Raw genomic sequence first — 23,407 nt, forward strand, 5'->3', positions numbered from 1 at the left:
GTCAGATTCTCGAAAAACCCTCTTGCATCGAACGGGGCGTCCACACACGGACATTCAGGCAGGGGGCGTAGCCGGTCAAAATGCCGAAATCCGAGGAAGAAACTCGGCATCTCCAGACCAACTATCGTCCCCTAAAACTATGGTTCTGACGCCTGAATTATTTTCGGGTCAGGTCTGTGGTCGCATATTGGGACGACGGCATTAAAGCGGCGACATCAACAACCAGACCGAGGTGTTCATGTCCCTTCTGAAATCCCTGAAACTGTCCGCCGCGAAGCCGCAGACGCAGCCGGCCAACCCCCAAGACCGCAACCGCGAGAAGCTGCGCGGCTATCTCGCGGAACAACGCGCCCTGATCGCAGCCACGGTCGCCGGCAAGCCCTATGCGGCCGTCCGCACCGTCACCAAGACGGACGAGGCCGGAAACCGCTCGCGGGTCGAAGTCCCTCGCACCGTCCGCAAGGGCTGGTTCACCGGCGACGGTGGCAAGGTCTTCTTCCAGCTCCGTTACGGCGGCCGGCCCCTGGAACTGGCCAAGGGTATGAGCGCGGTCGAGGCCGAGAACCTCGCGGGTCTCGCGGCCATCATCGACACGCTGGATCAGGCCGTCCAAGCGGGCGAGTTTGACGCCGCTGTGGCCTCGGCTGCTCAGGCACGCGCCGCAACAATGAAGACGGCGAAGGCCAAGAAGGCGGGCTAACCTGCGCCAGAACAGATGGGCGGCGCCGCCGCTCATCACCCTTTTGCAGGCAGGGAGGCTTCATGGCCCACGTCGTCGTTTTCGATCTTGAGACTATTCCCGATCTGGAAGCGGTCTCTCGCATCCACGCAATCGAGCCGCACGACGAAGATCAGGCTCAAGAGATCGTCGGCGAGAAGTTCTGCAAGCTTCCCCTGCACCGGATCGCCTGCATCGGCGCCTTGATCGCGGAGAGCAGCGACCATGGCTGGATCGTCCGGTCCCTTGGTGCCCCGCACATCGGCGACCGCAGTGAAGCCGACCTCATCGCCAGTTTCGCGGATCGCCTGAACGATCTGCGGCCCTGCCTCGTATCGTTCAATGGAAGCGGCTTTGATCTGCCGGTGCTGCGCTACCGGGCCATGGTCAACCAGCTGTCGGCGCCGGGCCTGTACGCGAGGGGCTATTTCAAGCGGTACTCCGACGACGCGGTGGACCTTTGCGACGTGCTGGCCAGCTTCACCACCCAGGGCAAATGTAAGCTGGACGAACTTTCCCGCATCCTTGGCCTGCCCGGAAAACCAGACGGCGTGGACGGGTCCAAGGTGGCCGAATACGTGGCCACGGGTCGCCTTCAGGAAATCGCGGACTACTGCGAGACCGACGTGGTGAATACGTATCGGGTCTGGCTGCGCTACGAACTCATGCGCGGGGCACTGACCCCCACAGCGTTCGAGCAGAGCGAACGGAACCTCACGGATTTCATCAACGTTCGGTCCATCGAGAAACCCCACCTCGCGCCATTTGCGGGGATGTCGGCTGCGGTCGATTTTGCGGCCGGGGAGCCATAGATCCAGCCCCGGTTCAGCAGCGCCGCCTGGGACTTGGCGTTCGATCACGTGCGGGCTGAAATCCGGCACACCCCCCGAGGCAAGCTGCGGGCCGAAGTCTGGGTCAACGCGATGCTCAACGACAGCGAGGATGAGGATGAGCTATCGGCGGGGGTGGCATCCGACGCCATCTCATTCGAGGACGCGAAGCTGCACCTGATCCGGCAGCTCTTTCAGTTGATCGATGACCGCCACAGGGTCTGGCGACGATACGCCGTGCTGGAGTTGCTGGCCCGATCCCATGGACGTGATGATGAGGTCCTTGGCCCTGCTTATCTCCGCCATCTCAGACGGGATCTCGAAACCGCCAGTGCGCCCCGTACAGGGCCAAAACTCCTCGGGGGCAGCGTTGTGGCCCTGCATGCCGTCGAGGGGCATTCTGAGGGTCCGTAGCGCCTCCTAGCGCCCATCCGGCGCCCGTGCGGGTGTCATCCACACAGATCGTACAGTGCAGCAATCGAAGCAGCTTGCCCTTTGGGATCGCTAATGCGGCTTTGAATTCCCGTGCTCGCGTCGCCCAAGATTTCACCTTCGCGGTCGAAGCGGATTGCCGTCGCGCCCCCGGTGAGCACCATGATGACGCGCCCGGCTCCGTCGAACGTCACATAGTCGATGATTTCGCGCAGGCTCCCCATAACTCTCTGACGAGCGTTGCGGCGGGTTTCAAAATCCTCGTGTTCCAAGTCGGCGTGCACGGCTTCCACCCGCGCTGCATGTTGGTCAGGTGTTGCCGCTCCCCTCGCACGATCCAGCCCCATTTTCGCGCCGTCCAACTGGCCTCGTAACGTCTCCAGCTTGGTCTTTGCCAGCAGCCAACGCTCTCGTACTTCCGCGTCTCCCGTGTCCTCATAAAGGGTGAGCATCCGGCCCACTCGGGCCTGCTGAGCATCAAGTTCGCGCGCCAGCCGGTAATGGTCGTCCGACAGGCTGCCCACGCCCTCGCTGCTGGAAAAGAAACTGTTCTTGAGCGCGTAGCGGAGCACCCCTCCGAGGAGCCCTGGCTCCAACGCCTCGTAGCGATAGTGGCTGTCGTTATCGCATCCGAGACCGCGAGCCCGTCTGCCGCAGAGTAGGTAGCTGCTGCGTTTCGTCGGTCTTTCGACACCTTTGCGGACGCGTACCCCGTCATCGTTTTTGAACTGATAGGTCATCGTGCCACCGCAATGGGCACACCGACACAGCCCAGCGAAAAGGTTTCGAACTTCACCTTTAAACCCGTTGCCACCACCACGCTTGAGGGGCTTAATTGCCCGGACCCCGGCCCACTGCGCCTCGCTGACCACCGCTTCGAAGTAGCCTTGGATTGGTTCACCTGCGGGCGTCCTGCGAGCGTCCCCACGGCCTTTCGTGTGCGGCTGAAACTCCCCGATCACTGCCGGGTTGGAGAGGATTTTTTGGATATAGCTGGGATGCCAGCCATCGGCTTTGCTCTTGCCCCGGCCCCACGTTTCCACCGGACGAGCGTTCAGGGTTGCTGCGATACTGGCCTTGCCTTCGCCGGCTAGCGTGCGGTCGAAAATTTCCTGCACCACCGCCACCCTGTCGGGGATTGTTTCAAAGCTGCCGGTTTCCTTGTCGAAGCTGAGCCACGCGGGTCCATTGCCCGTAATCGGCCGCCGCTCACCGGCCTCCAGCTTCTGGCGCTTGATGGCCCATGACGAGCTCAGCCGCTCGCTCTTGTGCTTACTCTCTTGGTAGGCGCGAAAGGCGTTGAACACGAGGGACATGAAGTTCATCGGGTTGGCGTCGATCATCTCCGCGTTGATGACCAAGCCATCGTTCACCGTGGCGATGCTGACGCCCATGCCCACGACGCGCTGTATCCAGCTAACAACCTGGCTGGGAGGCAAGCGGCTAATGCGGTCCAGCTGCTCAACCACCACCACTACATCCCGAGGCACCTCGCCATTTTCTATGCGTCGAATGAGGGCGGCTAGATTGCCGGTCTGGACGTTGGCTCCCGTGTAGGCGCTGGTGCCTTCATCAACGACTTGGTCAATGAGGCTCCAGCCCTTGGCTTCGCAGAAGCTGCGTATCAGGCCGACTTGCCGTTCGAGCGACGAACCGCGTCCCTGCTCCAGCGAACTCCAGCGGGCATAACCGATTGCTTGCATGCCAAAACTCTAAGCGGGCTTGTTGGTATGTCAAAACAATAAACGGCTCAGCCTATGCCTATGACGGCGCGAACAACCGGACCTCGCGCAGCCAGACCGGCACGACAGCCTGGGCCGCGATCCCCCGGCTCCCCGTGAACCGGTTCCTCCAGCCCGACGAGGCTCTGGTCTCGCCGGATGGCCTCTACAGCTTCGCGATGCGTCCGTCCGGCCGGATGGAACTGTGGGCCGGCGACGCACTCGCCGCCGCCGACGCCCGCGCCCTTGTCGCCGCCTTCCGCCTGACCGACGACGGCGAGGCGCAGTTCCTGCCCTCGCTTCCCGATCCGCTCGCGCCCTCCGGCGCCTGGGTATCGCTGCGCGACGACGGCCAGCTGGCCCTGCTCGGCGAGGCCGGCGAGGAGCTCTGGCGCTCCGGCGATGCGGCCAACCCGGAGGGGGGCCAATGAGCCGCTCCCATCTCAAGACCGTCCTGTTCGCCGCGAGCTCCGGCATCGCCCTTATCGCCGGCGTAGCCCAGGCGCAAACCGCTCCGCTGCCACCGGAGCACTACACCATGGATCCGCAAGGCGTGGATCTGGTCAGCGGGGACTTTCCCCTGGCCGTCGAGGAAGTTTCCATCGGGCAGCCCGGCAAGGGATTGAGTTACGGACGCTTCCTGCTCGGCAATCAGTGGCGGGATGTCACGGTCGGCGGACTGACCTGTTCGGGAACCTCGTGCACCGTGGCGGTCGACAGCGTGAGCGAGGTGTTCGACGAAACATCGCCTGGCGTCTGGACGTCGTCGCAAGATACAGGCTCGACGCTCACCTTCTCCGGGGGGGCCTACACCTATACCCGGGCCGGCGGGACGGTCTGGGTGATCTCCAAGGCAGGGGTGGGCCGATATGGGTTCGACCTCGGCGTCAACAGCAAGAGCGAGCCCAGCGGGCTGGTGACCGAGTACGTCTATACGACGGATGTCTACTGCGCCGGCTATGATCCTGAGGAGAATTGCTCTTACTGGGAGACGGTCAGCAAGATCCGGTCGTACCAAACCAGCACCGGATACCAGATCCACTATGAATATCTGACCGACGGCGATCCGACGGACGGGGCCTATTACGTCGTTTCCAAGGTCACGGGCATCAATCTGGCGGTGGATTACTGCTACGCCGGCGCGACCTCGTGCGCGGGGCTAACCCAGACATGGCCGAGCGTAACCTACTCTTGGACCGCGACGGGCGGAGGTCAGATTGATACCGTGACCGACCAGAGCGGTCGAGCCACGCAGTACGAGTTCGTCTCGGGTGGCGCTGCCCCCCGCCTTCAATCCGTGACGCTTCCCGGGATGTCGACGCCTCAGGTCGAACTCACGTGGGATCTCGGACTATATCAACACAAGGTCAGCCGGGTGGTCGGGCCGACGGGGCAGTGGGATTACACGTTCACCGACAGCGGCACGACACGAACCACGACCGTCGCCGGACCCCTGGGCCAGGGCCTGACCGTTGTGTCGGACCTGACGATCGGACGCGCCACCTCAGTAACCGACGCTCTGAGCCACACCTGGAGCTATCAGTACGACGCGGGGCAACGGCTGCAGCGTGCGACAAACCCGGAAGGCGACTACACCCAGGTCGCCTACGATGCGCGGGGGAACGTCACCCAGACGACCCATGTGCCGAAATCCGGCTCAGGCCTTTCCAACATCGTCACCAGCGCCACCTACTCGTCGACCTGCGCCAACCCGGTGACTTGCAACCGTCCTCTCACGACCACCGACGCCCGCGGCGGCGTCACGGACTATACTTGGGACTCCACGCACGGTGGTCTGCTGACGATGACGTCGCCGGCCCCCACCGGAGGCGCGGATCGGCCCCAGACCCGAGTCAGCTACGGCTCGTTCTATGCCTATATGAAGAACGGTTACGGCGGCATCGCCGCCTGGCCGTCCCCGGTGATTCTGCCAACCCAGGCTTCAGCCTGCGCCACCGGAACCAGTTGCGCCAACGCATCCAACGAGGTTCGGACGACGATCGCCTACGGCTCGACCGGCGTGGCGAACAACCTGGCGCCGACGGCCGTCAGCCAAGGATCCGGTGCCAATCCCTCGATGGCGGTGACCACTGTGACCTACACCGCCAAAGGCGATGTTGAGACTGTAGACGGTCCCTTGGCGGGAGCTGCCGACACCACCAGCTATCGTTACGACACCGCCCGGCAGCTCATCGGCGCCATCGGGCCGGATCCGGACGGCGGCGGCGCCGGACTGAACCGGGCTCAGCGGTTGACCTATAACGCGAGGGGGCAGGCGACCTTGAGCGAAGCGGGTACCACCCCCGGCTACACAGACTCGAATTGGGCCAGTTTCAGCCCGCTTGTGCGCAGCGCCACCGTTTATGACGCCCTGGGCCGCCCGGTGCTGACCAGCCAACAAAGCGGGGCGGGCACCACGGTCGGGGTGCAGCAGGTTTCCTACGACGCCGCCGGCCGGGCGGAATGTAAGACCGTACGCATGAACCCGGCGGCTTGGGGCTCCCTGCCGACCTCGGCATGCACAGCGACGACGACCGGGAGCGATGGCCCCGACCGCATCACGCTGGCTACCTATGACGCTGTTGGTCGTCCGCTGTCCGCCACCACCGCCTACGGCGTGAGCGGAGTCGCCGCCACCACCAGCGTGACCTACACCGCCAACGGCCAGACCGCCTCGCTGACCGACGGGAACGGCAACGTCTCGATCCGGCAGTATGACGGCTTTGATCGCCCCACCACGCTGCGTTATCCGAACCCTACGGGTGGCGGAACCTCTACTACCGACTATGAGCAGGTCGCCTACGACGCCTACGGGCGGATGGTCGCTAGTCGCAGCCGGGCGGGCCAGACCACGACGCTCACGCTGGACAACCTCGGCCGGGTCACGATCGTGGACGCGCCGTCCGGCACGATGGATGTGGCGCTGACCTATGACAATCTGGGCCGGGTGCTGACCTCGACGGGGAACAGCCAGACCCTGACCAAGGTCTGGGACCCGCTGTCGCGCCTAACCTCGGAAACTGGACCACTGGGGGTCATGAGCTACCAGAACGACCCGGCCGGCCGTATGACCCGGATCACCTGGCCGGACGCTTTCTACGCCCAGTACGACCGCGACGTGTCCGGAGCCGTCACGGCCATCCGTGAAAACGGAGCGAGCTCGGGCGCCGGGGTGCTGGCGACCTACGCTTACAACAATCTGGGTCAACCCACGGGGATCACGCGCGGCAACGGGACGACCACGGCTTATGGCTACGACGTCGCCGGGCGACTGACGAGCTTGAGCCATGACATGGCGGGCTCGAGCTACGACGTGACGTTCGGTTACGGCTACAATCCGGCCGGGCAGATCGCCAGCCGGACGGTTTCGAACGGGGTCTATGTCTATGCGCCGGCGACGGGCTCTACCAGCTACGCCAATGACGGCTTGAACCGGGTGACGTCGGTCGGCGGTTCAGCCATGACCTACGACGCCAACCAGAACATCAACATGGGCGGCGCCTATGTCTATGACGCGGCGAACCGGCTGACCTCGGCGACGATCGGCGGGACGGGGTATGCGTTCGGATACGACCCCGGCGGGCGACTTTATTCCGGCGTCGGCGGAAACTTCCAGTACGTCGGGGACCAGCTCGCCAGCGAATACAACAGTTCCGGTGTGATGACTACGCGCCATATCCCGGGCCCCGGCCTTGACCAGCCGGTGGCGAGCTATTTCAGCGGAGCTCGGGTGCAGCAGATCGCCGACGAGCGCGGTTCCGTTCTGGGTGTGCAGGACGCCAGCGGGACGGTGAACGCCAATCGCTACGACGAATATGGCGTGCCCAGCGCCGCCAACCGCTTCCAGTACACCGGCCAGGCCTGGATGGCGCCGGGGCTCTACAACTACCGGGCGCGGGTTTATGCGCCGGACCTGGGCAGGTTCCTGCAGCCGGATCCGATTGGGTATGCGGCGGGCGCGAACCTGAGTGCTTATGTCGCCGGCGATCCGGTGAATCTCATTGATCCTTCCGGCACTTGCGGCGAGTTTTCGTATATGCAGCGCTGGATTTACGCAAACGACTCCGGTCCTGATAACCCACACGGTGAATGGCACAAAGGTGACACTGCGTTCTTTCTACCAGTCACACTTTCCATACCGTGTGACTGGCCTCAGCTTGGTTCAAATCTGTCAGATCTCTTGGGCGCCAGTCTCGCCCATCTTGGAGGCAACGATTCCGATCAATGTCTCAATGCTGACGGTACCGTATCTGGCGGTGCTCGGGGATCAGACATTCCATTCCTGGGCAACGTGTGGGCGATTGATGGAGGGGCATTCGGCGGGTTCGGGGTCGGCGGCGGTGGCTCCACCGGAGTTTATTTTGATTGGGATTCCGGGTTTGGAACGTATGATTCCACGCAATTTGGACTAATGACTCCGGGTGGTGGTGTGGCGGCGACAGTCACCAATTTTTCCGACCTTAGTTCTTTCTCGGGAACCTCGTACAACTTGACAGGCGCTGGCCCTGTGTTTGGTGCAGGTGGCCACCAATCAACGAGCGGTGGTTGGGGGCATAGCGTAAGCGCCGGCTTCCGGACGCCGCAAGCAACGGCGACTCGAAGCACCACGACAATCACCAGATCAGATTTACCGGCTTGTTCGAGGTAGGTTATGTTTAGAATACGGTTTTCGAAACTGTTCGGCCTAATACCGCCGTTACTCTTCCTTGCAGGACTTGCTCTGTCCAGAGTGTCGCTGCCGGCCGCAATATCGACGATGTCGATTGGATTTATTTTATTTGTCACATACTATATAGCTATTGTGTGTCCTGTTTGTACGAAGTCGCCCTTCGTTCGACTGGTGCCCGGATCATCGCCCGGCATGCCTAAATCCTACTCAACTCCGATTTTGGAATCGGTTTGCTCGAAGTGTGGGCACAAGTTTTCGTGAGTAACTTCACCACTGTAAGCTGCCGGGTGTTAGGGTGAATGCAAACGGTTGCTTCGGGCCCGTAGCTGCTGGCACCGGAATGACGCTCTTGGGTTCCAGAGGGAGGGTTCAACGGCGCATCGTTGGGTTTAAGGCCCGGCACGGGGGCCAGCGTTAACGCCAATGTGGGTGTAAGGGTCAGTTACGGCGGCCAAGTCGCTCCAGCATGTAAAGATTGGGTAATGAATAGATTTGCGGCAAAACTAATATTGGTCTTGGCGGCAGTCTGCCGCCTTTACAATTGGTATTGGTTACCTTCTTTTTCGAACTGGCTGGGTAGTGGTTCAGTCAATGATTGCTATTGCGGTGCTTATGTTCCTTCGGTGCGGTAAATGCGGAACCTCTTTCCAAGATAGAAGAATATATAATCAACTAAAAGTATTCAAATTCTACGACACTTCGATCATTGATCGTTGCCCAGTGTGCAAGCAGGATATGTTTTCGCGGTGATCTTGCAAATCGTTAGCTGTAGGGGAGCGTAAATTCTTTGGCCGATTGTGGCGACCGTTTCACGGGCGAAATTGGGGCTTCAAAACGACTTTGCGCCTGCCGTGCGAATTCGATGAATCCGCTTGGCAGGCGCGAATATCTTCGCTCTATGGTGACCCGTAAGGATTGTGTGGGGCGTACATCATGAAGCGGACAAAGGCTCCCCTAGCTGCCGCCGTGGCGGCTTGGATCGCCGCGCAGCCGCTAACAGCTCACGCGCAAATCGGTCTGGCAGATCCGCAAGGCTCCGGCCCTATCGTCTCCGCTGTTCAATGGCTTCAAGGCACCCTCCTCGGCACCGTCGCCACGGTCGTCGCGGTCATCGCCGTCGCCTGCGTCGGTCTGCTGATGCTGACCGGCCGGATCAACTGGCGCTACGGCGCCGTCGTGATCTTGGGTTGCTTCATCCTGTTCGGCGCGGTGAGCATCGTCGCCGGCATCCGGTCGACCGCCGGGTTCGCGGGCTAGCGCCTTGGATCACCTGGAACGCACCCCTCTCTTCACCGCCCTGACCCGACCGCAGATGTTCGCGGGCGTCACCTACAACTACTTCGTGATCAACGCCGTGATCGCTGCGGAACTGTTCCTGATCGTCCGCTCGGTCTGGGTGCTGCCGATCGCCCTGGTCATCCACGGCGTCGGCATTCTGCTTTGTCTGCGTGAACCGCGAACGATCGACCTGTGGCTGATGCGAATCGGCCAGTGCCCGCGCGTGCGCAACCACCACATCTGGCGATGCAACTCCTACCGTCCCTGAGCCAGGGAGCTCGCACGGTGATACGTGAGCAGGCTGCGGGCACGCATCTGCCCTACGCCCGGCACGTCAACGACTGCACGCTCGAGACGCGGGACGGCCTGCTGATGCAGACGATCCGTCTGCGGGGCCTGCTGTTCGAAACCGCGGACACGGGCGAGCTCAACTATCGCAAGACCCTGCGCGACGCGATGCTTCGCGCCGTCGGCTCCTCACGGTTCGCCCTCTACCATCACGTCATCCGGCGGCGGGCGGAGATCGATCTCCACGCGGCGTACCCGGACGCGTTTTCGCAGACGCTCGGGGACCGCTGGGCCGACCGGCTCGCCCGGAAAGAGCTGTACGTCAACGACCTTTATCTGACGCTCATCCGCCGGCCGCTGCAGGGCCGGATCGGCGTCGCTGACACGGTGCGGAACTGGTTCGCTCGCGCCGGCGAAGAAGCGGGCGTCGCCCAGGCCTACGAACTGTCGCAGCTGGATGCGGGCCGCGACGCCCTGATCGCGGCCCTCGGCGACTATGCGCCTCGCCTTATGGGCGTTTACGAGACGCCCGATGGCGTGTGCTCCGAACCGTTGGAATTCCTGTCGGAGCTCTACAATGGCGAGCAGCGGCCGGTGCTGTTGCCGCATCAGGACCTGGGTGCCTATCTGCCGTATCGCCGGGTCAGTTTCGGCCAGGAGGCGGTGGAGCTGTCGGCGGCCGGACATGTTCCCCGGAGTTTCCTGGGCCTGGTTTCGATCAAGGACTATCCAGCGTACAGCGCTCCAGGCATGTTCGACGAGCTGCTGCGTCTGCCGTTCGAACTGACGATCACCCAGTCGTTCGCCTTCGTGGAGCGGCAAGCCGCGCTGGAGCGTATGAACCTGGCCCTGCGCCGCATGCGTTCGGCGGAGGATGAGGCGATCTCCCTTCGCGGAGAACTGGCCCAGGCCAAGGACGATGTCGCCGCCGGGCGCGCGGGCTATGGCGAGCACCATATGACCATCGCCGTGCGCGGGAACACGCCCGGCTCCGTCGATGCGGCGGTCGCGGAGGTGACCGCCAGTCTTGCGGACATGGGCATCGTGGCGGTCCGCGAGGACATCGCCCTGGAACCGGCCTTCTGGGCCCAGTTTCCGGCCAACTTCAAATACATCGCCCGTCGTGGACTGGTGTCGACGAACAATTTCGCCGGCCTCGCGAGCGCACACAATTTCCCGCTCGGGGCGGCGACCGGGTCGCATTGGGGGGACGCGATCACCCTGCTGGAGACCACGGCCGCGGGGCCGTATTTCTTCAACTTCCACCAGGGCGACCTCGGCAATTTCACGGTGATCGGCCCGTCGGGGTCCGGCAAGACGGTCGTGCTCAACTTCCTGCTCGCCCAGGCGCGCAAGCTGAACCCGCGCATCATCTTTTTCGACAAGGATCGTGGCGCGGAACTGTTCATCCGCGCGATCGGCGGTCGCTACGATGTGCTTCGTCCGGGCGAAGCCTCGGGGCTCAACCCCCTTCAGCTCGAGGACACGCCGGCCAACCGCGGCTTCCTGGTCGACTGGCTGAGCCAGCTGGCCGGCGGCGCCGACGTGAACGACCTGGCCCGGATCCGCGATGCGATCGAGGCCAATTTCGATCAGCCGGTCGAGCATCGCCGGCTGAGGCATCTGGTCGAGCTGTTCCGTGGCGACCAGCGCCCCCACGCCGAGGATCTCTGGTCGCGGCTGCGCCCGTGGTGGGGCAAGGGCGAGCGGGCGTGGATGTTCGACAATCCCGAGGACCTGACCGACCTGTCAGTGCAGACCGTCGGGTTCGACATGACGGTGCTGCTGGACGACCCCGCCGTCCGAACCCCGGCGATGATGTACCTCTTCCATCGGGTCGAGGAGCGTCTCGACGGGTCCCCGGCGATCATCGTCGTCGATGAAGGATGGAAGGCGCTGGACGACGATGTCTTCGTCCGCCGCATCAAGGACTGGGAAAAGACCATCCGCAAGCGCAACGGCATCGTCGGTTTCGCGACCCAAAGCGCCCAGGATGCGCTTGAGAGCCGCATCGCCAGCGCCATCATCGAACAGGCCGCCACCCAGATCTTCATGGTCAACGCCAAGGCGCGGGCCGAGGACTATGTCGAGGGCTTCGGGCTCACGCCGCACGAGTTCGACCTGATCCGAACCCTGCCGGACAGCGCCCACTGCTTCCTCATCAAGCGCGGGGGAGAAAGCGTGGTCGCGCGTCTGGACCTGTCGGGCGAGACCGATGTCCTGGTTATCCTGTCCGGCCGTGAGCGGACGGTCCGTCTGCTCGACGAGATTCGCGCCGCGGTCGGCGATGATCCGGCCGACTGGATGGCCCCCTTGCTGGAGCGCGCGTGATGGCGACCTGCCCGGCGCTTTCCACCGGCGACGCCTTCCTGTCGGCGCTGCTGAGTCATATCGATTGCCAGGGGCGGACGATCGGTGCGGCGGGCTATCAGCTTCTGGCCGACCCCGGCTCGCCGCTGGCCCTCGTACTGACGGCCTTGCTGACGATCTTCGTCGCCCTGTTCGGCCTGCGCATGATGCTCGGCGAGACCCCGACCTTGCGCGACGGGGTGATGGCGGTGGTCAAGATCGGGGTGGTGCTGACGTTCGCGACTAGCTGGCCGGCCTATCGCACCGTCGTCTACGACGTCGTCGTCGACGGCCCGGCGCAGCTGGGCGCGGCCGTCGGCGGGTCCGCCAGACTGCCCGGCGCCCGGGACGATCTGATCGGCCGCCTGCAGGCCGCCGACGTGACCATCAACCGCCTGATCAATCTTGGGACGGGGCGCAGCGACGTCACCGCCCTGACGCCGCCCGGCGACACCCTCCCGGGCCAACCGCCGAGGCGCACGCCGATCCCGGACGATCCCGCCTTCGGAACGGCGCGCGTCCTGTTCCTGTCGAGCACGGTGGCGGCATTCGCCGTCGTCCGGCTGACGGCGGGACTTCTCCTGGCGCTGGCGCCGTTGTTCGCCGGTCTGCTGCTGTTCGGAGTATCGCGCGGGGTCGTTGTCGGCTGGGCCCGGGCCCTGGTCTTCGCCCTGCTGGCCTCGACTGCCGTGACGATACTGCTCGGCGTCGAACTGGCGCTGCTCGAACCCTGGCTGGCGGAGGTGACCGGGCTGCGCCAGGCCAGAACCGTCACCGCGTCCGCGCCGGTCGAACTGCTGATCCTGTGCCTCGGCTTCGCCCTCGCCATGGCGGGATCGCTCGCCGTGATTCTGCGGCTCGCCTTCACGGTCGACCTGCCGATGGTCCATTGGCGCGGCATCGCTGCACCGGCGCCGCTCCCGACTCCTTCCGAACGGGTCCCGGCCCCGTCTCCGCAGCCCGGGGCCGACCGGCCCGCGCCGCGCGCCCACGCGGTCGCCGACGCCCTCTTCGCCTCCCAGCGTCGCGAGCAGATGTCCCATGCGCAGACGTCCTCCCGGGCATCCGCCGCCGCGCCGCTGGCCCGCGCGGGCGCGGCCGCGACCGCGGACGACTTCACCATACCGGCCTCGGGTCAGACCCTCCGCCGGACCCGGCCGCGGGCATCCCTTGGGGCCGCTCTTCGGGACCGCCGTTCATGAAAAAAACCAGCCGGGAAGCATTGAACGCCTACTATCGCGAGGCGGGGAGCTGGGCCACGGACCAGATCGAAGCGCTGCGCAAGTCGCGCCGGATCGCCTGGAGCGTCGCCGCCGCCGCGGTGGTCGTGGCCGTGTCGGAAGCGATCGCGCTGGTCGTGCTCATGCCGCTCAAGACGGTCGTGCCCTATACGCTGATGGTCGATCGGACCACGGGCTTCGTCCAGGCGCTCAAGCCCCTGGATCCGGGCCAGATCACGCCGGATCGGGCCTTGGTCCAGTCTATGCTGGTCCAGTATGTCATCGCGCGCGAAAGCTTCGACATCGCCACCCTCCAGACCAACTACGAGAAGGTCGGCCTTTGGTCGGCGGAGCGGGCGCGCAGCGACTATCTGACCTTCATGCAGGCCTCGAACATCGACGGGCCGCTCAATCTCTATCCGCGCAGTTCGATCGTCGAGGCCCGGGTCAAGAGCGTGTCGCGGCTGGACGCCCAGTCGGCGCTCGTGCGGTTCGAAACCGTGCGGCGGGACGAGGGCGGGCAGTATCAGCCGGCGATGCCGTGGGTCGGCATCGTCCGGTATCGGTTCTCCGGCGAACCCATGTCGGCCGAGGACCGTTTCCTCAACCCACTGGGCTTCCAGGTCCTCGACTACCGACGCGATCCTGAAGCCCTGCCGGCGCCTGAGATGTCCGTCTCGCCCGATCCCTACGGTGCGGTCCCGCTCGAGGCCGAAACTGTCCAGGTCGGACCCGCGACCGGTGATACGCCATGAAGCGCCTCCTGCTTCTCGTCCTTCTGCTCGCGGCCCGGCGGAGGCACAGACGCCGCCTGCGCCCAACCCGGGCGACGCCCGGCTCCGGACCATCCCGTACGACGCCGGCCAGGTCTTCCGCCTGCGGGTGGCGACCGGCTACCAGTCGACGGTCCTGTTCAGCCCCGAGGAACGGGTGGAGAATGTTGGGATCGGCGACAGCGACAGCTGGCAGGTGACGGTCAATGGACGCGGCGACGCCCTGTTCGTCAAGCCGATCCGGCAGAACAGCGCCACCAACATGACGGTGATCACCGACGCCCGCGTCTATAATTTCGAACTGTCGTCGGCCTACGCCCCGGGCGCCGATACCCCCTTCACCGTGCGCTTCGCCTATCCCGACGCGTCCACCGCGCCGGAGCCGGAGCCCGGCGCTCAGCTCAGCGTCGGACGATACCGCCTGAGCGGCGCCCGGAGCGTTCGTCCGGTCGCGGTCAGCGACGACGGGGTGCGCACCTCTATCGAATGGCGCGATCAGCAAGCGATACCGGCCGTCTTCGCCATCGATGACGCCGGCGACGAACTGCTCGTGGAGGGCCACATGCGCAATGGACTGTATGTGATCGACGCGGTGCACCGGACGCTCCTGTTCCGGGTGGACGGGCAGACCGCACGCGCCAGCCGCTCGAGCACAAGGCCTTCCCCGTGACGGTCGATTCCCACAGCCCGCCCTCCCCGGGGACGAACGCCGCGGACATCCGCCCGGTCGTCGCCCGGCATCGCGGCCCGGCGCCGGCGTGGCTGCTGTTCGGCGGCGTCATCCTAGGCGGCGTCCTGCTGTTCGGTGTCCTCGACAGCCAGCGGCGCGGGGCCACGGCTCCGTCGACCCAGATCCGGACCGTCGACCGCGTGAACCTGCCCGCGGCCCTGCCGCCGCTCTACCTGCCGGCGGAACCACCGCCGCCGCCGCCCCTCCCGTCAGGGTCCGAGCTTGTGGTTGTGACGCCCTCGCCCCAACCGGTCGTCGCACAGGCTCCGAGGACGCCCGCGCCGCCGGCGCCGGCTCTTCCCAATTTTCCGGCGCCAGCCTTCGCTTCCCCCGGGCCGTCGCCTGCGCCGACCCAGGTTGTGGCTCAGGGCGGCGGGACCGGGGCCGTCCTTGTGATCGACACAACGGCGCCGCCCGCGGGCGCGAGGGGCGAGGGCGCCGCGGCGGCGGGGGACCAGGATCCCGTCCGTACGACCCGGCTGCGCCGCCGGGCGATGACGGTGCCCCAGGGCACGCTGATCCCCGCCGTCCTGGAGACCGCGCTCGACTCCACCCGGCCGGGCCACGTCAGGGCGATCGTGTCTCGCGACATCACCGGGTTCGACGGCAGTCAGATCCTCATCCCTCGCGGAACCCGACTGTTCGGCGACTACCAGTCGGACATGGCGCCCGGACAGAACCGGGCCCTGATCCAGTGGACGCGTCTGGTGCGGCCCGACGGCGTCTCCATCGCTCTCGCCTCGCCGTCCGCGGACATGCAGGGACGGGCGGGCGTCCAGGGCCGCGTGGACAGTCATTTCCTGGAGCGGTTCGGCGCTGCGCTGTTGCAGTCGACCATGAATATCGGCAGCGCCCTGATAACCGGGAGCGTAGCGGGAGACACCCCCGTGGTCGTAGCCTCGATGGCGACGGCGGCGGCCCCGACCGCCGGATCTCACGGGCAAGCCACGCTTCACGTGGACGCCGGCGCCCGGGTCGGGGTTCTGGTCGCGCGCGATCTGGAATTCTCGTCCGGCGAGACACGGCGATGACCGATGTCCTTCGCGAAGGACAGGTCTATCTGCAGAGCTACCTGGCGCCGTTCGCCGGCATCCTCGCCCGCGCCGATGTCACGGACATCTATGTCAACGCGCCGGACGAGTGCTGGGCCGAAACCCTTGGCGGCGGGATCGAGTGTCACAGGATCCCCGGCTTGGATGAAACCGCCCTGGCCCGCCTGGCCCGCCAGATCGCCGCCTATGCACACCAAGGCATCAGTCGTGAACACCCTATCCTGTCAGCGGCGCTTCCGGGCGGCGAGCGGGTGCAGATCATCATCCCTCCCGCGACGCGGGGCGGCATCGTGCTGGCGATCCGCAAACACGTCTCCTCGGACCTCAGGCTGGAGGACTACGTCGCCTCCGGCGCGTTCGAGACCGCACATCTGGACGGGCCGCGGCGCGAGACCGAACTGGATGCTCAGTTGCGCGAACGGTTGAAAACGGGAGACGTCGCCGGCTTGCTGAGCATCGCTGTAACAGGTCGTCGTAACATCCTGATCTCTGGGGGCACCTCCACCGGCAAAACGACATTCCTCAATGCCCTTATCCAGGAGGTTCCGCAGGAGGAACGGCTGATCTTCATCGAGGACACGCCCGAACTCCACCTGCATCATCCCAATGCGGTCGGCCTGATCGCCCCGCGCAGCGCACTAGGCGAAGCCCTCGTTACCGCGGAGGATCTGTTGAACGCCTCGCTCCGCATGCGGCCCGACAGGATCATCTTGGGAGAGCTGCGCGGCCCCGAGGCCTACACCTTCCTGCGCGCGGTCAACACGGGTCACCCAGGGTCGATGACGACCGTGCATGCCGACAGTCCGGACCGGGCGATCGAACAAATCGCGCTGCTTGTCTTGCAAGGCGGCACGACGCTGCGACGAGAGGACGTCGTGCACTATATCCGCTCGACCATAGACGTGTTCGTGCAGCTCTCCCGTTCCGCGGGCCGGCGCAGCGTTTCGGAGATTGCTTTGCGAACCGGGCCATAACCTGCCGCTGCTCTGCGGGTGAAGCTGATTGGCGTTCAATCCAAAGAGCCAAGAAACCGGCCGATCAGCCGCAAAGATCGCGGCTGGGGTTGCCATTCGCCGCTCTCCCACCGTCCGAATGTACCTTCGTCAACGCCAGTGAGCTCGCCCGCGCGCTTGATCGAAAGACCTCGCCGCCTTCGTTGAGCCAAGAGCTTTTCGGCTAGGGACTGAGGTTCCGGCCACGGCTCATAGCCAAGATATTGGATGATCGCCGGATACTGGTGCACGTAGGGCGCGCGCTCATCGCCCTCCCACCACGTCCAGGTCTTCGGATCGACACCGACGATCCGAGCGGCGTCAATCATTCGATGCCCTAGTCCGTGACGGCGGAAACCTAGCTGCGCGCCAAAGCTCGCATCTCGCCGCAGAACCGGTTTGGGCCGTGGCACTGTGCGCCGAAGCGAAATGCCGGACAGCAAAAGGGCAACACGAGTATGCCGGTGCGGGGTCGGCGGGGCCGGACGCGGGGCGTGCGGCAAGGCTCCCCGCTGTCAGCGCGACTATCAGAACCGCATCTCGGGTCCCATGTTCGATCGCATCGACCTGACCGTGGAGACGCCTCCGGTCACCGCTTCGGACATGGCCCTGCCGCCTCCGGCCGAGGGCACGGCCGAGGCCGCGGCCCGTGTCGCCGCGGCCCGCGCCATGCAGGAGGACCGGCTGCGCGCCGCCGGCATCGATCCGGCTATCGCCCGCGACCAGGCCGTCAACGCCCGGGCCTCCGGCGAGACGCTGGACCGGTTCGCCACCCCCGACGAAGCGGGCCGGGCCCTGCTGATGCGGGCGGGAGAGGCGGGCGGGCTGACCGCCCGGGGCTGGACCCGCACACTGCGTCTGGCCCGCACCATCGCCGATCTGGACGGATGCGAGGGGGTGCTGCGTCGGCACATCGCCGAAGCCCTCGTCTATCGCCGCTCGACCGTCGGAGCGCAGGGCGATTTCGAGCGCCAGACCTCGCATCATGCGGACACGCCTGTTTTCTGAAGGACTTTTGAGCGGGCGTTAATATCTGTGGCCGCATGTTTCTCGCGTAACGTGAGGGACGCGAGGCCAGAATGGCGCGACGTGGGAAGACGACCGAACCGGCAGGCACGGAACCGGCCAAGGGAGAGGCGCCCGAACAGCAGTTCCTGCGCCTGATGAGCCATGAGATGCGGACGCCTCTGAACGGCGTGATTGGCATGCTGGGCCTTCTGCAACGCACCCGGCTGGACGGCGCACAGCGCGCATACGCCGAGGCGGCGCGGTCCTCGGCCGAGCACCTGCTGGGCCTGGTCAACGATCTGCTGGACTACGCCCGGCTGGAAGCCGGCAAGCTGGAATTCGACGCCGCCCCGGTCGATCTGGAGGCGCTGGTTCGCGGCGTGGCCGAGTTGCTGAGCCCCCGGGCCCACGAGAAGGGGCTTGAGATCGTCTGGTCGGTCGCCGCCGATGCGGTCGACATCATCGGCGATGAGGGGCGTCTGCGTCAGGTGCTGTTCAACCTGGCCGGCAATGCCGTGAAATTCACCGAGACGGGCGGGGTGCGCATCACCGTCGAGCGGATCAACGGCGTGGCGTCCCGGCCCAAACTGGCCTTCATCATCGATGACACCGGACCCGGGGTGCCGGCCGAGGCGCGCAAGCGGATTTTCGAGGAGTTCGGCCACGTCGACGCCTCGGACGCCAGCCGGTTCGGCGGCGCTGGCCTGGGGTTGGCGGTGGTCTCGAAACTGGCGGCGGCGATGAAGGGAACCGTCACGGTCGCCGGTCGGCCGGATGGCCCCGGCGCGCGCTTCCGTTTCGAGGCTGCCTTCCCTGCCGTGAACGGTGCGGTACGCGGCCGAACGCTTGAAGGCCGCACGGTCAAGGTGGTCAGCCCGGACCCGTTTGTGCGGGCGGCGACCGTCGCCCAGATCGAAGCGTCCGGCGGCCGCCACAGCGCCGATGCACCTGTGGTCCTGATCGATCACACCGCCCGCGCCGCGGGATCGGGACTGGCCGCCCGTCCGGCCCAGGGTCGGGGCATCATTCTGCTGAAGCCGTCGGAGCGCGATCTGATCGCCCGCTACAAGGGCGCCGGTTTCCACGGCTATCTGATCAAGCCGTTGCGTCGCGCCTCGGTGGCCGAGCGTGTGCTGGCCGCCGCGGGGGCCGGGTCCGCGCTGCAACCCGGCCTGCCGCCGCCGCCGCCGCCCGAGGACGACCGCGTGGGACTGACGCGGTTCTCGGGCACGCGCGTCCTGCTGGTGGAGGACAATCCGGTCGGGGCCCTGCTGGCCGCGACCCTGTTGCGGCGCGAGGGCTGCGCCGTCGAGACCGCAGCCAGCGGCCATGAGGCTGTGGCTGCGATGAAGCGGGCACGCTACGATCTGGTGTTCATGGACATGCGGATGCCCGGCATGGACGGGCCCAGCGCCGCGCGCGCCATCCGCGCCGGCGGCGACAACACGCCGATCGTGGCCCTGACCGCCCACGCCTTCGCCGAGGACCGCCGGACCTGCCTTGAGGCGGGGATGGACGATCATCTGGTCAAGCCGCTGGAGCTCGAGACGCTGCGCGCCTCACTCGCCCGCTGGACGAACCGCGCGGAGCGCGCCAAGGTCGCCGTCGCATAAGGGACGCGGGGGCGTCGCTTCCAAGGGACGCCAGATGACCGACAACGCCACGGAGGCCGCGCCACGCAAGGCGGGTGCGAAAGACGTGTTCAAGGCGCTGGGTCGTGGCCGCGTCCTGATCACCCTGCTGCTGGGCTTCGGCTCCGGCCTGCCGTTCCTGCTGACGGGCGCGACCCTCAGCATCTGGCTGGCGGAGGGCGATGTCGCCCTTTCGACCATCGGGTTCATTTCATGGGTCGGCCTGGCCTATTCCTTCAAGTTTCTCTGGGCGCCGCTCGTCGACCGGTTCGACGTTCCCGTTCTCGGCCGGTTCGGGCGGCGGCGCGGCTGGATGCTGCTGTCCCAGACCCTGGTCGGCGCCGCCCTGATCACCATGGCCATCGTCGGCCCGGAAGGCGGACTGACCGTCCTTGGGGCCGCGGCCCTTGTGACCGCCTTCGCATCCGCGACCCAGGACATCGTCGTCGACGCCTGGCGGATCGAGAGCGCCGAGAACGACGAGGACCTGGGCCTGCTGACCTCGGCCTATCAGCTGGGCTACCGGTTCGCGATCCTGGCGGGCAACGCCCTGATCCTGTTCTTCGCCACCCGGCTGGGGTGGAACGCGGCCTATGCGATCTGGGGCGCGGCGATGTCGATCGCCATCATCGCCACCCTGTTCGCCAAGGAGCCGGTGGACCGGTCGGCCATCGCCAGGGCGACCGGCGGCGCGGCGCCCTGGACCGCCCGCGGCATGTTCGACGCGGTCGTCGGCCCGTTCCTCAACTTCCTGAAAACCCACAAGACCGCCGCCCTGCTGATGCTGGCGGCGATCAGCCTCTACCGGCTGCCGGACTTTGTCATGGGACCGATGGTCGGACCGTTCTACATCGATCTGGGTCTGACCAAGGACGCCATCGGGGCGATGCGCCTCAGCGCCGGTCTGGCCGGCTCGATCACGGGCATCGCCGCCGGCGGCCTTTTCGCCCTTCGGTTCGGCTTTGGCCGGACCCTGCTGCTGGGCGCCCTGATCGGTCCGATGTCGAACCTGGGTTACACCCTGATGGCGCTGGCGGGCCTGTCGACGCCGATGTTCGCCGGTGTCCTGTTCGTCGAGAATTTCAGCGAGGGATTGGCCGGCGCCGCCCTCGTCGCCTACATGTCGAGCCTCACCGGCATCGGCTATACGGCGACCCAGTACGCCCTGCTGAGTTCGTTCTACGCCCTGCTGGGCAAGTTCCTGAAGGGCTTCTCGGGCGTGGTGGTCGAGGGGCTGCAGCAGGGGCACGAGCTGATGATGGCCTACGCCCTGTTCTTCGCCGGCACGGCGGCGGTCGGCATCCCCGCCGTGATCCTGTGCTGGCTGCTGGACCGCCGGAATCGCCGGCTGAAGGCGGCGGCGGGCCTCCTCTAGGTCAGGCCTCGGCCACGGCTCCTTCGTCATAGGCGGCGAAGGTGGCGGCGGTGATGATCTCGGAGACCGACGCGCCGAGGCTGACGATCTGGACCGACTTCTCCAGCCCGACCAGCAGCGGGCCGATCACCGTCGCGCCGCCGAGCTGTTGCACCAGCCGGGTCGAGATGACCGCCGAATGAATGGCCGGCATGACCAGGACATTGGCGTGGCTGGACAGGCGCATGAAGGGGTAGGCGGCCCGCGCCTCCGGATCGAGGGCCAGCTCGGGCGGCATCTCGCCCTCATATTCGAAATCGACGCCGCGCTGGTCGAGGATGCGGATGGCCTCGCGCACCTTCTCGCCCCGGTCGCCGGGAGGGTTGCCGAAGGTCGAATAGCTGAGGAAGGCCACGCGCGGGGTCTTGCCCAGCTTGCGCACCGTGGCGGCGGCCTGGATGGCGATCTCGGCCAGTTCCTCGGCGTTGGGCAGTTCGTGGATCGAGGTGTCGGCGACGAACAGGGTGCGCCCCCTGGCCAGCAGGATCGACAGGCCGATCATCCGCTCCTTGACGTCGAGGACGCGCCGGACCTCCTTGAGCACCATGTTGAAATTGCGGGTCACGCCGGTGACCATGGCGTCGGCCTGGCCGCGCGCGCACATGGCGGCGCCGAAATAGTTGCGGTCCTGGTTGATCATCCGCTGCACGTCGCGCTTCAGATAGCCGCGGCGCTGCAGGCGCTCGTACAGCCAGTCGACGTAGTCGGCGTTGTGCTCGGAGACCCGGGCGTTGACGATCTCGATGGCCATTTCGTCGAAATTCAGCCCGGCTTCGGCGGCGTTCTTGCGGATCAGCTCCTCGCGGCCCAGCAGGATGGGGGTGCCGAGCTCGGCCTGTTTGAAGCCCCAGGCGGCGCGGATGACGGCGGTCTCCTCGCCCTCGGCGAACACCACCCGCTTGTTGGGGGCGGCGCGCACGGCGCCCGAGATATTCTGCATCAGGGCGGCCGACGGATCGAGGCGCGAGCGCAGCTGGGTCCGGTAGGCGTCCATGTCCTGGATCGGCGTGCGCGCCACGCCGGTGTCCATGGCGGCCTGGGCGACGAAGGGCGGGATGTACCAGATCAGGCGCGGGTCGAACGGCGTCGGGATGATGTAGTCGCGGCCGAAGCGCAGCTTGCGGCCGCGATAGGCGGCGGCGACCTCATCCGGCACGTCCTCGCGGGCAAGGGCGGCCAGGGCCTTGGCGCAGGCCACCTTCATCTCGTGATTGACCCGACGGGCGCGGACATCGAGCGCGCCGCGGAACAGATAGGGGAAGGCCAGGACGTTGTTGACCTGGTTGACATAGTCGGACCGGCCCGTGGCCATGATGGCGTCCGAACGGACGGCGAGCACGTCTTCCGGGGTGATCTCCGGGTCCGGATTGGCCATGGCGAAGATGATCGGATTGGGCGCCATGGAGGCGACCATGTCCCTGGTGATCGCGCCCTTGGCCGACAGGCCGAGGACGACGTCGGCGCCGACCATGGCCTCGGCCAGGGTGCGCAGCGGCGTGTCGACGGCGTGGGCGGCCTGCCACTGGGAGACATTGTCCCGGCCCTGGTAGATGACGCCCTGGCGGTCGCAGATGATGGTGTGCTCCAGCTTGACGCCGGCCGCCTTCATGAGGGCGATCGAGCTGAGGCCGGCGGCGCCGGCGCCCGACAGCACGACCCTGAGGTCCTCCAGCCGCTTGCCGGCGACATGGGCGGCGTTGATCAGGGCGGCGGTCGAGATGATGGCGGTGCCATGCTGGTCGTCATGGAAGACCGGAATGTCCAGCAGGTCCTGCAGCCGGGCCTCGATCTCGAAACATTCGGGGGACTTGATGTCCTCCAGATTGACGCCGCCCCAGGTGTCGCCGATGTTCTTGACCACGGTGACGAATTCGTCCGGGTCGGTGGTCTTGACCTCGACGTCGAAGCTGTCGACGTCGGCGAAGCGTTTGAAGAGCACGCATTTGCCCTCCATCACCGGCTTGGACGCCATGTGGCCGAGGTTGCCGAGACCGAGGATGGCCGTGCCGTTGGAGATGACGGCGACCAGATTGCCCTTGGACGTATAGTCATAGGCCTTGTCGACATCGGCGGCGATGGCCAGGACCGGAATGGCGACGCCGGGCGAATAGGCCAGCGACAGGTCGCGCTGGGTCGCCATCGGCTTGGTCGGCGCCATGGAGATCTTGCCCGGGGTCGGGCTGCGGTGGAACTCCAGCGCGTCTTCGTCGGAGAAGGTCTGTTTGTCGTTCAGGTCGGCCATGGACTGTTCCTAGAGCGGGGGACGGACGGGGACAACCGCCGGGGGCGTCTCCCTCCCGCT

General features: G+C 65.9%; 18 protein-coding genes and 1 pseudogene. 15 read left to right on the forward strand and 4 right to left on the reverse strand.

From position 1 onward, the window contains the following. Positions 1-238 precede the first annotated feature (238 nt). Together PSV23_RS02010 and PSV23_RS02015 are read left to right on the forward strand one after the other, a co-directional pair. The gene (locus PSV23_RS02010) at positions 239-700 is read left to right on the forward strand and encodes a hypothetical protein (RefSeq protein ID WP_300465840.1); all 462 of its coding nucleotides are present in this window, start codon (positions 239-241) and stop codon (positions 698-700) included. Between the two features lie 62 nt (positions 701-762). Beyond that, the gene (locus PSV23_RS02015; protein ID WP_300465841.1) at positions 763-1,530 is read left to right on the forward strand and encodes a 3'-5' exonuclease; all 768 of its coding nucleotides are present in this window, start codon (positions 763-765) and stop codon (positions 1,528-1,530) included. A 171-nt stretch (positions 1,531-1,701) separates the two neighbouring features. On the opposite strand, the gene PSV23_RS02020 is transcribed toward PSV23_RS02015, so the two are convergent. Both PSV23_RS02020 and PSV23_RS02025 read right to left on the reverse strand, forming a co-directional pair. Continuing rightward, complete coding sequence (locus PSV23_RS02020) at positions 1,702-1,947, reverse strand: hypothetical protein (protein ID WP_300465842.1); 246 nt, start codon at positions 1,945-1,947, stop codon at positions 1,702-1,704. A gap of 50 nt (positions 1,948-1,997) precedes the next feature. After that, positions 1,998-3,683: a recombinase family protein gene (locus PSV23_RS02025; protein WP_300465843.1), complete on the reverse strand. Its 1,686-nt coding sequence runs from the start codon at positions 3,681-3,683 to the stop codon at positions 1,998-2,000. 134 nt (positions 3,684-3,817) lie between these two features. Between PSV23_RS02025 and PSV23_RS02030 the strand changes: the two genes are divergently transcribed. The 10 genes from PSV23_RS02030 to virB11 all read left to right on the forward strand — a co-directional run bounded on the left by PSV23_RS02030 (position 3,818) and on the right by virB11 (position 17,034). Next, positions 3,818-4,132 (forward strand): hypothetical protein, encoded by a 315-nt coding sequence (locus PSV23_RS02030; RefSeq protein ID WP_300465844.1) that lies wholly within the window; start codon positions 3,818-3,820, stop codon positions 4,130-4,132. After that, complete coding sequence (locus PSV23_RS02035; protein WP_300465845.1) at positions 4,129-8,349, forward strand: RHS repeat-associated core domain-containing protein; 4,221 nt, start codon at positions 4,129-4,131, stop codon at positions 8,347-8,349. The genes PSV23_RS02030 and PSV23_RS02035 overlap by 4 nt, the downstream gene beginning before the upstream one ends. A gap of 954 nt (positions 8,350-9,303) precedes the next feature. Beyond that, entirely contained in the window at positions 9,304-9,627 is a 324-nt protein-coding gene (locus PSV23_RS02040) for a TrbC/VirB2 family protein (RefSeq protein ID WP_300465846.1), read from the forward strand. Between the two features lie 4 nt (positions 9,628-9,631). Further along, the gene (locus PSV23_RS02045) at positions 9,632-9,916 is read left to right on the forward strand and encodes a type IV secretion system protein VirB3 (protein ID WP_300465847.1); all 285 of its coding nucleotides are present in this window, start codon (positions 9,632-9,634) and stop codon (positions 9,914-9,916) included. Then, entirely contained in the window at positions 9,895-12,267 is a 2,373-nt protein-coding gene (locus tag PSV23_RS02050) for a VirB4 family type IV secretion/conjugal transfer ATPase (RefSeq protein ID WP_370460978.1), read from the forward strand. The genes PSV23_RS02045 and PSV23_RS02050 overlap by 22 nt, the downstream gene beginning before the upstream one ends. Next, complete coding sequence (locus tag PSV23_RS02055) at positions 12,267-13,487, forward strand: type IV secretion system protein (RefSeq protein WP_300465849.1); 1,221 nt, start codon at positions 12,267-12,269, stop codon at positions 13,485-13,487. Before PSV23_RS02050 ends, PSV23_RS02055 begins: the two co-directional genes overlap by 1 nt. Next, positions 13,484-14,260, forward strand: coding sequence for a virB8 family protein (locus PSV23_RS02060; protein WP_300465850.1), 777 nt, complete (start codon positions 13,484-13,486; stop codon positions 14,258-14,260). Before PSV23_RS02055 ends, PSV23_RS02060 begins: the two co-directional genes overlap by 4 nt. After that, positions 14,247-14,948 carry a TrbG/VirB9 family P-type conjugative transfer protein gene (locus tag PSV23_RS02065; protein WP_300465851.1) on the forward strand — a complete coding sequence of 234 codons (702 nt, stop codon included), beginning with the start codon at positions 14,247-14,249 and terminating at the stop codon, positions 14,946-14,948. The genes PSV23_RS02060 and PSV23_RS02065 overlap by 14 nt, the downstream gene beginning before the upstream one ends. Beyond that, the gene (locus PSV23_RS02070) at positions 14,945-16,039 is read left to right on the forward strand and encodes a TrbI/VirB10 family protein (protein WP_300465852.1); all 1,095 of its coding nucleotides are present in this window, start codon (positions 14,945-14,947) and stop codon (positions 16,037-16,039) included. The genes PSV23_RS02065 and PSV23_RS02070 overlap by 4 nt, the downstream gene beginning before the upstream one ends. Further along, the gene (virB11, locus tag PSV23_RS02075; protein ID WP_300465853.1) at positions 16,036-17,034 is read left to right on the forward strand and encodes a P-type DNA transfer ATPase VirB11; all 999 of its coding nucleotides are present in this window, start codon (positions 16,036-16,038) and stop codon (positions 17,032-17,034) included. The genes PSV23_RS02070 and virB11 overlap by 4 nt, the downstream gene beginning before the upstream one ends. A 35-nt stretch (positions 17,035-17,069) precedes the next feature. On the opposite strand, the gene PSV23_RS02080 is transcribed toward virB11, so the two are convergent. Further along, the gene (locus PSV23_RS02080; protein ID WP_300465854.1) at positions 17,070-17,381 is read right to left on the reverse strand and encodes a helix-turn-helix transcriptional regulator; all 312 of its coding nucleotides are present in this window, start codon (positions 17,379-17,381) and stop codon (positions 17,070-17,072) included. 118 nt (positions 17,382-17,499) lie between these two features. Here PSV23_RS02080 and PSV23_RS02085 point away from each other — a divergent pair. The 3 genes and pseudogenes from PSV23_RS02085 to PSV23_RS02095 form a co-directional block, all read left to right on the forward strand. Further along, positions 17,500-18,060: pseudogene (locus PSV23_RS02085) on the forward strand (ATP-binding protein); the annotation flags it as partial. Positions 18,061-18,131: 71 nt separating this feature from the next. Next, positions 18,132-19,673 (forward strand): response regulator, encoded by a 1,542-nt coding sequence (locus tag PSV23_RS02090; RefSeq protein WP_300465855.1) that lies wholly within the window; start codon positions 18,132-18,134, stop codon positions 19,671-19,673. A 34-nt stretch (positions 19,674-19,707) separates the two neighbouring features. After that, a complete protein-coding gene (locus PSV23_RS02095; protein WP_300465856.1) occupies positions 19,708-21,066 on the forward strand; it encodes an MFS transporter in 1,359 nt (452 codons plus the stop codon). Between the two features lies 1 nt (position 21,067). On the opposite strand, the gene PSV23_RS02100 is transcribed toward PSV23_RS02095, so the two are convergent. Beyond that, entirely contained in the window at positions 21,068-23,347 is a 2,280-nt protein-coding gene (locus PSV23_RS02100) for an NADP-dependent malic enzyme (protein ID WP_300465857.1), read from the reverse strand. Between the last annotated feature and the right edge of the window lie 60 nt (positions 23,348-23,407).

The sequence above is a fragment of the Brevundimonas sp. genome (assembly GCF_029946145.1).
In the GTDB taxonomy this organism is placed as follows: Bacteria; Pseudomonadota; Alphaproteobacteria; order Caulobacterales; family Caulobacteraceae; genus Brevundimonas.

What these genes read in the sequence shown, in the direction of transcription:
- PSV23_RS02080 (WP_300465854.1), bottom strand. Translation starts at nt 17,381, where the DNA reads ATGATTGACGCCGCTCGGATCGTCGGTGTCGATCCGAAGACCTGGACG.
- virB11 (WP_300465853.1), top strand. Translation starts at nt 16,036, where the DNA reads ATGACCGATGTCCTTCGCGAAGGACAGGTCTATCTGCAGAGCTACCTG.
- PSV23_RS02100 (WP_300465857.1), bottom strand. Translation starts at nt 23,347, where the DNA reads ATGGCCGACCTGAACGACAAACAGACCTTCTCCGACGAAGACGCGCTG.
- PSV23_RS02095 (WP_300465856.1), top strand. Translation starts at nt 19,708, where the DNA reads ATGACCGACAACGCCACGGAGGCCGCGCCACGCAAGGCGGGTGCGAAA.
- PSV23_RS02035 (WP_300465845.1), top strand. Translation starts at nt 4,129, where the DNA reads ATGAGCCGCTCCCATCTCAAGACCGTCCTGTTCGCCGCGAGCTCCGGC.
- PSV23_RS02025 (WP_300465843.1), bottom strand. Translation starts at nt 3,683, where the DNA reads ATGCAAGCAATCGGTTATGCCCGCTGGAGTTCGCTGGAGCAGGGACGC.
- PSV23_RS02010 (WP_300465840.1), top strand. Translation starts at nt 239, where the DNA reads ATGTCCCTTCTGAAATCCCTGAAACTGTCCGCCGCGAAGCCGCAGACG.
- PSV23_RS02015 (WP_300465841.1), top strand. Translation starts at nt 763, where the DNA reads ATGGCCCACGTCGTCGTTTTCGATCTTGAGACTATTCCCGATCTGGAA.
- PSV23_RS02050 (WP_370460978.1), top strand. Translation starts at nt 9,895, where the DNA reads ATGCAACTCCTACCGTCCCTGAGCCAGGGAGCTCGCACGGTGATACGT.
- PSV23_RS02020 (WP_300465842.1), bottom strand. Translation starts at nt 1,947, where the DNA reads ATGCCCCTCGACGGCATGCAGGGCCACAACGCTGCCCCCGAGGAGTTT.
- PSV23_RS02055 (WP_300465849.1), top strand. Translation starts at nt 12,267, where the DNA reads ATGGCGACCTGCCCGGCGCTTTCCACCGGCGACGCCTTCCTGTCGGCG.
- PSV23_RS02040 (WP_300465846.1), top strand. Translation starts at nt 9,304, where the DNA reads ATGAAGCGGACAAAGGCTCCCCTAGCTGCCGCCGTGGCGGCTTGGATC.
- PSV23_RS02090 (WP_300465855.1), top strand. Translation starts at nt 18,132, where the DNA reads ATGGCGCGACGTGGGAAGACGACCGAACCGGCAGGCACGGAACCGGCC.
- PSV23_RS02060 (WP_300465850.1), top strand. Translation starts at nt 13,484, where the DNA reads ATGAAAAAAACCAGCCGGGAAGCATTGAACGCCTACTATCGCGAGGCG.